Source organism: Sulfurovum sp. (assembly GCF_041562805.1).
Taxonomy (GTDB): domain Bacteria; phylum Campylobacterota; class Campylobacteria; order Campylobacterales; family Sulfurovaceae; genus Sulfurovum.
Genome location: NZ_JBFFOH010000076.1, coordinates 1 through 11,343, shown reverse-complemented (window position 1 = coordinate 11,343; position 11,343 = coordinate 1). Strand labels below are relative to the sequence as shown.

14 protein-coding genes are annotated in these 11,343 nt (G+C 37.6%); 5 read left to right on the top strand and 9 right to left on the bottom strand.

What is annotated here, in order from left to right:
• Positions 1–97 precede the first annotated feature (97 nt).
• Positions 98–880, top strand: coding sequence for a pyridoxine 5'-phosphate synthase (locus ABYK33_RS09625; RefSeq protein WP_373032946.1), 783 nt, complete (start codon positions 98–100; stop codon positions 878–880).
• A gap of 27 nt (positions 881–907) precedes the next feature.
• On the top strand, positions 908–1,828 hold the full coding sequence (pdxA, locus tag ABYK33_RS09620) for a 4-hydroxythreonine-4-phosphate dehydrogenase (protein WP_373032945.1): 921 nt from the start codon (positions 908–910) through the stop codon (positions 1,826–1,828).
• Positions 1,829–1,883: 55 nt separating this feature from the next.
• Here the strand turns inward: pdxA and ABYK33_RS09615 are convergent, their stop codons facing one another.
• Both ABYK33_RS09615 and ABYK33_RS09610 read right to left on the bottom strand, forming a co-directional pair.
• Entirely contained in the window at positions 1,884–2,108 is a 225-nt protein-coding gene (locus ABYK33_RS09615) for a hypothetical protein (RefSeq protein WP_373032943.1), read from the bottom strand.
• Positions 2,101–2,745, bottom strand: coding sequence for a tetratricopeptide repeat protein (locus ABYK33_RS09610; protein ID WP_373032942.1), 645 nt, complete (start codon positions 2,743–2,745; stop codon positions 2,101–2,103). The genes ABYK33_RS09615 and ABYK33_RS09610 overlap by 8 nt, the downstream gene beginning before the upstream one ends.
• A 93-nt stretch (positions 2,746–2,838) precedes the next feature.
• Here ABYK33_RS09610 and msrB point away from each other — a divergent pair, with 93 nt between their 5' ends.
• Positions 2,839–3,234, top strand: a complete 396-nt coding sequence (gene msrB, locus ABYK33_RS09605; RefSeq protein WP_373032941.1) for a peptide-methionine (R)-S-oxide reductase MsrB — start codon at positions 2,839–2,841, stop codon at positions 3,232–3,234.
• On the opposite strand, the gene ABYK33_RS09600 is transcribed toward msrB, so the two are convergent.
• The gene (locus ABYK33_RS09600) at positions 3,231–3,497 is read right to left on the bottom strand and encodes a phosphomannomutase (RefSeq protein ID WP_373032940.1); all 267 of its coding nucleotides are present in this window, start codon (positions 3,495–3,497) and stop codon (positions 3,231–3,233) included. The two genes, msrB and ABYK33_RS09600, sit on opposite strands and share 4 nt — an antisense overlap.
• 49 nt (positions 3,498–3,546) lie before the next feature.
• Here ABYK33_RS09600 and ABYK33_RS09595 point away from each other — a divergent pair, with 49 nt between their 5' ends.
• Positions 3,547–3,990, top strand: a complete 444-nt coding sequence (locus ABYK33_RS09595; protein ID WP_373032939.1) for a GatB/YqeY domain-containing protein — start codon at positions 3,547–3,549, stop codon at positions 3,988–3,990.
• A 187-nt stretch (positions 3,991–4,177) separates the two neighbouring features.
• On the opposite strand, the gene trpC is transcribed toward ABYK33_RS09595, so the two are convergent.
• Genes trpC through ABYK33_RS09575 form a run of 4 tightly spaced genes read right to left on the bottom strand, consistent with a single transcriptional unit; the run spans position 4,178 to position 7,337 of the window.
• Complete coding sequence (gene trpC, locus ABYK33_RS09590) at positions 4,178–4,972, bottom strand: indole-3-glycerol phosphate synthase TrpC (RefSeq protein ID WP_373032938.1); 795 nt, start codon at positions 4,970–4,972, stop codon at positions 4,178–4,180.
• 57 nt (positions 4,973–5,029) lie between these two features.
• Positions 5,030–6,283 carry a tetratricopeptide repeat protein gene (locus ABYK33_RS09585; RefSeq protein ID WP_373032937.1) on the bottom strand — a complete coding sequence of 418 codons (1,254 nt, stop codon included), beginning with the start codon at positions 6,281–6,283 and terminating at the stop codon, positions 5,030–5,032.
• Complete coding sequence (locus tag ABYK33_RS09580; RefSeq protein ID WP_373032936.1) at positions 6,265–6,639, bottom strand: YkgJ family cysteine cluster protein; 375 nt, start codon at positions 6,637–6,639, stop codon at positions 6,265–6,267. The genes ABYK33_RS09585 and ABYK33_RS09580 overlap by 19 nt, the downstream gene beginning before the upstream one ends.
• A 2-nt stretch (positions 6,640–6,641) precedes the next feature.
• Positions 6,642–7,337, bottom strand: coding sequence for a tRNA1(Val) (adenine(37)-N6)-methyltransferase (locus tag ABYK33_RS09575; RefSeq protein WP_373032935.1), 696 nt, complete (start codon positions 7,335–7,337; stop codon positions 6,642–6,644).
• Between the two features lie 52 nt (positions 7,338–7,389).
• Here ABYK33_RS09575 and ABYK33_RS09570 point away from each other — a divergent pair, with 52 nt between their 5' ends.
• Positions 7,390–8,145: an arginyltransferase gene (locus tag ABYK33_RS09570; RefSeq protein ID WP_373032934.1), complete on the top strand. Its 756-nt coding sequence runs from the start codon at positions 7,390–7,392 to the stop codon at positions 8,143–8,145.
• On the opposite strand, the gene ABYK33_RS09565 is transcribed toward ABYK33_RS09570, so the two are convergent.
• Together ABYK33_RS09565 and glyS are read right to left on the bottom strand one after the other, a co-directional pair.
• On the bottom strand, positions 8,137–9,261 hold the full coding sequence (locus ABYK33_RS09565) for an FAD-dependent oxidoreductase (protein ID WP_373032932.1): 1,125 nt from the start codon (positions 9,259–9,261) through the stop codon (positions 8,137–8,139). The two genes, ABYK33_RS09570 and ABYK33_RS09565, sit on opposite strands and share 9 nt — an antisense overlap.
• Positions 9,262–9,266: 5 nt before the next feature.
• Complete coding sequence (glyS, locus tag ABYK33_RS09560; protein ID WP_373032931.1) at positions 9,267–11,315, bottom strand: glycine--tRNA ligase subunit beta; 2,049 nt, start codon at positions 11,313–11,315, stop codon at positions 9,267–9,269.
• Positions 11,316–11,343: the final 28 nt, after the last annotated feature.

Here is an 11,343-nt window from a genome sequence, read left to right as displayed (position 1 = left end):
TTATCTCTCCACATATTCTAAATATAGTCGATTATACAAATTCTATCTTAAGAACTTTTGCTATAATCAAATTAATATTATTCAAGGGAGCTCATAGATGTTATTGGGTGTAAACATTGACCATATCGCAGTACTGCGAGAAGCAAGAAAGGTAGCAGACCCTGATCCGCTCGATGCACTGAGCATCTGTAAACGTGCAGGAGCTGACCAGATAACTATTCACCTTCGTGAAGACCGACGACATATGCAGGATATGGATGCTAAAAACATTATAGAACTCTCTTCCCTGCCTGTGAACCTAGAGTGTGCCATCTCTTCTGAAATGATAGACATCGCCTGTGATCTAAAACCGCATCGTGTAACCCTCGTGCCTGAAAAGCGTGAAGAGGTAACGACTGAAGGTGGTCTAGCCGTCATGGGAGAGCAACCTAAACTCAAAGAAGCAATCAAAAGACTACAAAAAGAAGAGATAGAAGTTTCACTTTTCATAGACCCTACTTTAGATGCTGTAACTGCATCACTTGACTTAGGGGTTGAATGGATCGAATTTCATACAGGAAAGTATGCCAATATCTATGCGATGCTCTATACAAATCTATCCAAAACACACCACACTATCCCTGAACTTGAACTCTCACGTAAGATACTCAAACAAATGCTCAATGATGAACTATGCAACCTTCGACTACTCTCCTGTGATGCGATGGAACTAGGGTTACGTGTGGCAGCAGGACATGGCCTCAATATGCAGAATGTCAAAGATATTGTCGAGATAGAGACGATAGAAGAGCTTAATATCGGACAAAGTATTATCGCCCGTTCTGTCTATACAGGACTTGAACAAGCCATCATAGATATGAAAGCTCTACTCATCCGATGAGAAAAATTAAAAGTAAAGCACTATATGATGCGTCGTAAAAAGGTAGCCATATCTGTCGGTGATCTCAATGGTATAGGTATTCAACTTGCCCTTGAAAATCATGACATCATTTCTAAAGAGGTAGAAGCGCTTTACTGCATAGACAGAACCATGCTGGAACAGGCAGCTAACAAATTAAAACTACCAATACCCGCTGATTTTAAAACCATAGAGAATATCGCACCAGCTTTTAAAATAGACGCAGGATCAGTCAGCAAGGAAAGTGGTGCATATGCCTATGCTTCATTTGTCAAAGCCGTTGAACTTGCGCGTAACAAAGAAGTAGATGCCATCACTACCCTGCCCATACATAAAAAAGCATGGGAATTAGCGGGCATAGAGTATAAAGGTCATACTGATGCACTAAGAGATTTTTTTGATGCTGAAGCCATTATGATGTTAGGCTCACCGAATATGTACGTTGCTCTTTTTACGGAACATATACCCCTTAAAGACATAGCCGGGAGTATCAACGAAAAAGACTTAACAAGATTTCTTATAGACTTTTATCAGACAGCCAAACCGAATAAAAAAGTTGGTGTACTAGGATTAAATCCTCATGCTGGAGATGACGGCGTACTAGGGAATGAAGAGGTCATCATACAAAAATCCATAGACAATGCACATCAAACATTAGGTAAAGAAGTATTTACCTCTCCCCTCGTTCCAGATGTAGCCTTCACGCCAAGAGTAAGAGCAAACTATACACACTATGTAGCTATGTATCATGACCAGGGATTAGCACCCCTCAAAGCTCTCTATTTTGACGAAGGCATAAACGTATCACTAAACCTACCAATACTCAGAACATCCGTAGATCATGGCACAGCATTTGATATCGCATATAAAGATGTAAAGTTAAGTAGTTTGAGTTATATCAATGCAGTTAAATATATAGTGAATAATTAAGAGGAAGGATAGGGGTATTAAAGTAGTTGATGTTATTTCAACCAACTAAAAGAATTTAACAAAAAAGCCCAGGAGCGTCATCCTCAACAACTTCACAATTTTCATTCATCTGAGCACAAAGTCTCTCTTGACAATCTTTACATAAGTAACGATAGTTTTGCATATCATAATGAATAGTATCGCCTTCATTGATATCATCATAACATTCAGCACATACATTGGTGACACGTAAAAGAATCTCTTGGGTTGCTTCCTGTGTCACAAAACATTCACTAGCCATTAGTACTCTCCAACTCTTTAATCATTTTTTGTGCTTCTTCCAATGTATCATCTAATGCATATGCTTTGGTATAACCTGCAAGTGCTTCTTTTTTACGCCCTAAGTCATACAAAGTATTTGCATAGTTAAAGTGGTGTGGTGCATACTCAGGATCTAATTCAATGGCACGTTCATGGTGCTTTTCGGCACCCTCTTCGTCTGATAATTTATGCAATACATTAGCAAGTAACGCATGCGCCATATCATCTGTCTCATCCAGGGATAAAAGTTTTTCATAACTCTCTTTTGCTTCTGTATACTCACCTGTCTGCATATAGACATAACCCATCTTTTGCAGTACTTCCGTATTCTCCACTTCTATAATATGTGCTGACCCCAGTGCTTTTTTTGCTTCTTCAAAGTCTTCTTTTGCAACAGCATCATCGGTCATTTCCAAGAGTTGTTCCATACGTGTAGGCTGAACAGTTGGCGTAGAAAATGTCTTATCCGGACGGTTTATACCGCCTATCTGTTCATCTGGTACTTTTGCTTCAAAGTCGACACCTCGTTTAGGATGATCGCCTGAAAAAAGTTGTTTAAAGAAAAGGTAAAATACTCCTCCGGCGACAATAAGAAGTAATAATTGAAATGTTGTCATAGTTTCTCCAATGTAATTATCGAATGATAAGATAATCTAACTTAAACCCAAAGAAAATCTGCTATGATAATAAAAAATCGCCAAAGGATCATCATGGCTTATAAAATACAATTAGATAAAGATAAATTACAAAAAGAGTTAACACCACTGGAATATAATGTTTGCTTGAACCATGGTACAGAAGCGCCGTTCCAAAATGAATTTTGGGATTCTAAACTAGAAGGTACGTATACTTGTAAATGTTGTGACACACCGCTTTTTTCTTCAGAAACAAAATTTGATTCTGGTACAGGGTGGCCCAGTTATTTTCAACCTATACATGAAGAAGATATAAAAGAGATCACTGACGATAGTCATGGAATGGTCCGTGTAGAAGTATGTTGTGGTGTATGTGGTTCACACCTAGGACATATATTCCCTGATGGTCCAGCGCCTACATATAAACGTTACTGTATCAACTCTGCATCTTTGAATTTTAAAGAAAATTAAGATTGTAGCTGTTCGGCGATACGCCCTACAGCTTCATCCATCTCTTCTTTTGTATCAAAAACAAAAGAGTACTTTTCATCTTCTCCAAGATTTACAAAAATACCAAACCCTACCACTTCGACTTTACCTTTTGCCTCAACATCCAACCACTCAAGACTCACTTGAGTCGTCTCTTCTTCATGACCTGTCTTTACTACCGCTGCCGGGTAGAGTTGCGTTATCTTCGCTGTATCAAATTGTTTATCTTCTATTGTGATTATCATAGAGGGATTATAGTATAATCCCTTTAAATCTATAATGGAGCCCCCTCATATGAGTTTAAATGCACAAATAAAAAATGATATCAAAGACGCAATGCGCGCAAAAGAGACAGTAAAAAGAGATACGCTCAGAAATATACAGGCAGCTATCAAGCAGATAGAAGTGGATGAACGTAGAGATGTGACAGATGCAGATGTTGAAGCTATCTTGATGAAATATATGAAACAAAGAGAAGATGCCAAAGCACAGTTTGCAGATGCAGGACGTAATGACCTCGTAGAAAAAGAAGATGCAGAAATGACTATAGTCAAAGCTTACCTTCCAAAGCCTATGGATGATGCAGAATTAGAATCTGTACTCAAAGAAGTGATAGCCTCTGTAGGTGCCGAGAGTATGAAAGATATGGGTAAAGTCATGGGTGGAGCCAAAGCTGCTATAGGAAGCCGAGCAGATGGTGGACGCATCAATCAAATGGTAAAAAAGTTATTATCTTAACCATCCATTAATAATGTCGACCCGAACATCCTTGAAAACGAAGCGATTCGAGAGAGTCGACGCTTTTTTACTTCGTTTTTTCTAAAAAAACGCCGTGAACGAAGTGAGGAAGTGCCCTTGGGGTAGAAGAGAGAAACAACGTCTCAATTCTAATTATTAGGTAATTAGAAAAAAATACTATAAAAAATCAATTCCCATACTTCACAGCTTTAATAGCTGCAGTAATATCATCTTGTCTCATAAAATGTTCACCAACCAAAAACGCATCTGCACCAATATTGGAAAGTTCTACTACTGTCTCATGGTCATTGATACCAGATTCAGCTACGATGATCTTACCATTTGGAATGAGAGGAATCAGTTTTTCACTCAGGCTCATGTCCATCTCAAATGTTTCAAGATTTCGGTGGTTAATCCCGATGATATCTGCTCCGGCAAAAACAGCTTTGACCAGATCGGTTTTATTATGCACCTCTACCAATACATCTAAACCTAAATGACGTGCATAGTCATGTAACTCTTTAAGCTCTTTACGGCTCAATGCCATAGCGATGAGCAAGATATAGTCTGCTCCAAATGCCAATGCTTCCAGTACCTGATATTTATCAACAATAAAATCTTTTCTAAGCAGCGGTATGCTTACATAGCGACGTACCATACCAAGATACTCTTTATCACCTTGGAAAAAGTGTGGTTCGGTAAGTATAGAGAGTGAATCAGCTCCACCCTTTTCATAGGCTTGTGCTATCTCAACAGGATCAAAGTTTTCTCGTATGATCCCTTTACTAGGGCTCGCTTTTTTTACTTCTGCAATAATTCGGTAAGGATTTTCTTCCGTAGAACGTAAAGCACTCTGTACATCTTTAGGAACAAAAGGGTTAAAAGCAAGAGAACGTCCTAACCACTCTAGTGGATAATCTACTTTTCTTTTTTCCAGGTCTGATTTTGTTTTTTTAATGATTTCATCTAATATTTGAGCCATATATTATTTTCCATATTTCTATAAATTTCGTGTATTATATCTAAAAGAAATTCGAAACTATTTACACTGTTTTATAGCATCCCAGTGTTCTATAATTTCATCTTCTTCAAGTCCTTCTTCATCTACCACTCTTTTCATAAGTTTATACGCTTTGTCACAATCACGTACTTTATAATATCCCCATGCTAAAGAGTCCAAGTAATACATATTATCAGGTTGTTGGATCAATGCATTTTCTATCACACTGATACCTTTTTTGACATTAACTTCTTTATCTATAAGTGTATAACCATAATAGTTCAGATAAATACTGTCATCATTTCCAAGTTCAATTGCTTTTTCAAAATGAGAGATGACATCTTCTATCATTTTTTTATCATTTTTATCTTCTGAATTTTCAAAAAGAAGTACACCTTTTTCAGCTATCCACTTTGAATTTTTATCTTTAGCATAAAGTTTATCGACAAGGAGTAATGCCTTAGAAAAATATCTGTTTGCTTTATATAGGTCATACAATATATCATCTCTGCTTGGATATTTTTCCAAAAAAGCAATAGCCCCGTCAATATCCCTTTTATAGACATAGGCATCTATGACCTTCGTAAGATACTGTTCATCATTATCTTGTATATAAAGTGCTTTATATGTCTCTAAAATGCCATCAATATTTTTTTCTTTCTGGTAAAGCGTGAGCAGTTTAATATAAACATCATGACTTACGATATTCATACGACGATGTGTTTCAAGTAATTGTATGGCTTTTCTTCGTTCACCTGTAAACTCATCCATAATTTCAGTCATTCTAAGCAATAATTCTTCTCTAGGCAAAGTTTCATATACTCTGCTTAGTAGTTCCAATGCCCTCTTGAAATTTCCTGCATAGAGAAATGAATTTGAAGCCAAATCCAGATCCATAGGTTCTTTTGATTGTTCAAGCAGATATTCTGCTTCTATTGTTGCATTTTTCACTTGTCGTATAGTGAGATAAAGAGGAATAAGAAGACGTCTAACCTCAAGTCTATTTGGATTTTTTTCATCCCAAGTTTTTAAACGTGTGATACTCTCTAATATATGCGTTCTACTCATCAATGCAGAAGTCGCTTCTTTAAAGAGATAGATCTCTGCACCTGTAACATCATAAAGTCTTTTATATACTTGATAACTGTTTTCATAGGCTTTATATTCATCATATAAAATTCCTCTGATGATAAGTTCATCTTCACTTATCTTCATAAATTCTTTGGCATAACCAACCACTGTACTAAAACTAAATGCTATAAACAGTGTTAAAGCTATACGATTCCAGGACATTCTTTACGTACCTCATCTTCATCATTTTTAAATTGTTCCCAAAAAGGAAATGTACGACACTGCAAAGGTCGTACCGAGTATATAGAACAACGCTTCATAGACTCATCAAAAAACACACAAGCAAAATTATCTGGTGCGAGTTGTTTTTCGATGAGCGAATAACGATGTTTCACTTTTCTTAAATACATTGTAGCAAAATCTTCTACGCTAAGGTTAACGAACTCTGCCATTTTCTCTATCTCGGCATATTTTGCCCAGATATAACCGGTCTCACCTGTACAGCAGTGTCCACCACAAGCTTCACAGGCAGAGGGAGTGAACTTGTAATTGTAACCCTCTTCTTCCATCAATTCCATGATCAAAAATCACCTTTTATGCTGTTTGTATTTGCTCGTTCAAACGCTTTCATCGCTTTTTCCCTATAGACATTCTTATCATCAAAAACCACAAATGGAGGAAGTATCTGTGTCATAGACTTTGATCCCATACGTGCTGCTATCATCACCAGTTTAGACTCTCTATCTATTTTGGAGTGCACAAACTGCATCATTTCAACAGTTATACCATAGGAAGTTAAATAGTGCAACAATAGATCTACCTGCTTCGCATCATAACAGAAGATAAAATATCCTCTGGGCTTCAACAGTTTCTTGACTTTGGCTATAAAACTTTCTATAGGCAAATGATGTGCATATCTAGCTATGTTTAGATGTGTATTTTCACTTTGCTGTACACGTGAATCATAAAAAGGAGGGTTTGAGATGATATACTCAAACTTCTCATCTGTCTTCCACTCTGTAAAATCTCCAAGATAGCTTTGTACTTCCAGGTCATTGAGTGCATAATTATGTTTTGCATAGTCAAGCATCTTTTCCTGTTTATCAATAATACTTGTCTCTATATTAAAATCACGACTTAACAAAAGTGAGATGATCCCTACACCACAACCTACATCCAATAGTTTACCTTTGGGTTTAAACATAGAGATGAAGTCATATAAAAAAATAGAGTCACTATTGTAGCAGTAACCTGATGTCGGCTGATAAAGAAACATAGTCACCTCAATTTTTTATGAATTTTACAATAATTTCAGTATAATCGCGATTATGAATGAAGAACTGGATTTACTTAACCCGCCATCAACAGATTTTTCTATGCTGGACTACGACTGTGCATACATACCTGGAAACAAAGTACGTATGAACTACAAATATGTCGCTAAAGCAAGTAAAAAATTTGCTACTGCTGTCATAGCCAGAGGATGGAGACGTTTTGGAAAATACTTCTTTCACCCTATCTGTAACGGTTGTAATGAATGTAAAAGTATACGTATAGATGTCAATGACTATCACTACACCAAATCCCAAAAAAAATCTATCAAGCGAAATGCTGATACGCAGATCATTGTGCAAAAGCCTAGCCTTACTGACGCACATATCTATCTCTATAACAAATACCACTCTTTTAAACATGAAAAAGACCAGTGGCAACACCGTAATATTTCACACCGGGAATACCATGAAAACTTTGTAGATGGTGCACATGATTTTGGAAGAGAAGTACTCTATATCAAAGATGATAAACTCATAGGTGTAGACCTCATCGATGTACTTGATGATGGCATCAGTTCCATATACTTTTACTATGACCCTGATTATGCAAATCTATCACTAGGAACCTATTCACTACTTTACCAGATAAAATTGGCACAGATACTTGAACTGCCTTGGATCTACCTAGGGTACTGGGTAGATGGATGTAAAGCTTTTGCCTACAAGCCAAAGTTCCAACCCCAAGAGATTTTGGATGGGTTTCCTCATGTGTCTCAAGAACCTGAATGGGAAAAGTGGGATTTAACGTAAAGTGTCTAACTCCGGACTCTTACGGCACCACTTCAGAAAAAGTCTGTCAGGATCTACACTGACATCTACCTCTTTGTCTTCAACAATACACTCAGCCAAGATCTTGGCCATAAGCGGTGCGAAAACAAACCCTCTTCCCCCTAAGCCATTACAGACAAATAGGTTATCCACATACTTTATCTCAGGTTTGGCACCGCGTGTGACAGTAGGATACGTTTCTAACATAAATGGTATGTCTATCACCTTCCCTACTAAAGGAAAGTAGTCTTTAGACCCTGCTCTCATACCGCAAAACACTTCTTGAAGTTCCAGATCCGAAGTATCTATGAGCGAAGAAGCTTTTTCTTTGAGGATCAAAGCTTGTGCTTCTTGACAAGGCACAGGTTCTTTCAGCTCTTTCTCATGTGTAGCTCCCAGTTTTATGATGCCATCTATATTAGCCCCTACAGACATAGACTGATGCATACTAACCCCTAGTACAAGTTTGGAAGAGAAATCTCCTCTTGTTCCCCAAGTACCCTTTATACCCATGTAACGTAAGTCTGCCAAGTCACTTTCATAACCCGTTGCCAAGACAAGATTTTTAGCGCCGTAGTCACCTACACACCATAATCCGTCTTCTTGTTTTATCTGCCTTACATAAAACTGTACAACTTCTATATTTGAGAGTAAAAACGCACATACTTCTTTTGCATCACAGTCTCCAGCCTCAGGGAAGTAAAAACTTTCAAAATCAGAGCAAATACCTTGTTCTTGAAGTTGTTCATTTTTATAGTTTTCATATTTGTTTTCATTGAAAGGTTCATACTCAGAAAACTTTTTCGCATCAGCTTCATCTTTTGGGATACGCACAACGCCTGTTTGGTGGAAATAGTCTGGACAAGTAGAGAGGTAAAAATCTTTAGCAAAAGAAAAAGCTTTGTTTGTAAGTGTTTGAAGAGAAGACCCTTTACCGATCTTAGGAGATACAAAAGCCCCGGCTGCACCAGAACCACCAGAGGCGATACCTCTTTTATCCAGTACCAATACTTTTTGATCTTTTTGTGTAAGTACATGCGCTGTAGCAGCACCCGCGATACCTGCACCGATGATGATAGTATCATAGGTTTTAGACATGATATCTAAACCGAGATCTCTTTAATATCCGCAATATTTTTAAACGTTTTATAGATAGACCCTATCGTATGAAGTCTATTCACTTTTAATGCTTCATCCTCTGTATTTACAAGTACATCATCAAAATAACAGTCAAGTTCACGTTTCAGTCCAAAAAGTGCTTCGAGTTCTTCCTTATAGTCACGGTATGTAGAGTTGATCACTTTTTCATAAGCGTTATAAAGCGTTACCTCAGCATCCTCTTTAAACAATGAAATATCTATCTCCAAGCTTGACTCAAGATCTACATCTTTAGAGATATTTGCTACACGTTTGAAGGTTGTGAATTGCTCTTTAAAGGCATCATTACTTACGATCTCATTCAGAGCAGATACTTTTTTAGCAATCTCATTGATATCTCTTTCCCCTGAAGCAAGTACAGAAGCGATGACTGATGGATTTGCATCGAGTGACTTGTTGATACGTTCTATGATAAATTCACTCAAGAGATCAGTATCAAACTCATCATAATTGCCTTTTAGCAACGTGATGATATCGTCAATGTTAAAAGTCAGATCATACTCTGTCACAATACGTACAATACCATTCACTGCACGACGTAATGCAAAGGGATCTTTAGAACCTGTAGGGATTTTTCCTACACTGAAGAGTCCAAAGAGTGTATCCAGTTTGATACTCATCGCTACGATAGATGAGAACACAGAACTTGGAAGATCAGCACCCTCACCTACTGGCATATACTGCTCCTTTATAGCATTGTAAACAAGCTCTTCCTCACCCAGTGCTTTGGCATAGTAATACCCCATAAGCCCCTGAAGTTCCGTAAACTCGTACACCATCTCACTCATAAGGTCTGCTTTTGCAAGATTCACTGCTCTATCCATGGCTTTTTCAAGCGCTGTAGAACTTTGTCCTGTTCCTGATTCTACTCTGTCCATATAAAGAGCAAGCAGTCTGATGGCGATATTATTTTCTCTTGTGATCTTATCTGCAAGTGTTCCCAAACCATCAATGAACTGTACTTTTTCAAGACCATCTGTATTCAGTCCATTTTTTAGATCATTTTTGTAAAAGAAAAGCCCATCTGCCAAACGTGGTTTAAGTACACGTTCATTTCCTGCCACAACTTTACTGTAATCATCTGTATAGGCATTACTCACTACTACAAATTTGTTTGCAATTTTTCCATGTTCAAATACAGGGAAATAACGCTGATGCTCTTTCATAGAAGTGATGATCACTTCAGGGGGAAGTTCCAAGAAAAGTTCGTCAAAGGTTCCTACAAGTGCTTTAGGATTCTCTGTGATCGCTACTACTTCAGCCAAAAGTGCCCTATCTCTTTCGATAATGATATTATGCGCTGACTCCAAAGCATCAAATTCAGTCAAGATCTTCGCTTCTCTATCTTCAGGATGCAACATCACTGCATACTCACTCAATATACTCTCATAGGTATCTATCGTAGGAACTTCTACTGCATCATAAGTTACCATACGGTGTACATATGTTTTTGCACCTGATCTTACACCAAAAAGTTCTACAGGAACAGAAATATCACCTAGTCTCACCTGTAGCCATCTGAGAGGACGGATAAACTCATCGGTTCTTGACCCCCAACGCATCATCTTTCCAAATGACATAGAGTCTAGCCATTTAATTAACATCTCTTCAAGAAGAAAAACTGTATCACTGCCTTTCTCTTCTTTCTTAAAATAAAGTACTTCTTTACCATTCTTTTCTGATCGACCAAGATCATCAAAGCTTACACCACACTTACGGGCGAACCCCTGGGCTGCTTGTGTTGGCTCGCCATCTTTAATAGCCGCTTGCACAGGAGGTCCCATAAGTTCTACAGTACTATCCGCTTGTTTTACAGCCATTCCTGCATGTTTAAGCACAAGTCTTCTAGGTGTATAGATAAATTCAAAATCACTAGAAAGCTTATACTCTTCAAGTATATTTTTCCAAGATTTTTCTATGTTAGATACAATTTTCAGTAGCGGTATAGCCGGAAGTTCTTCTACACCGATTTCGATAAGTAGTGCTTGTGTCATTTAGGGTTTCCTAGTGAAATAATAATAG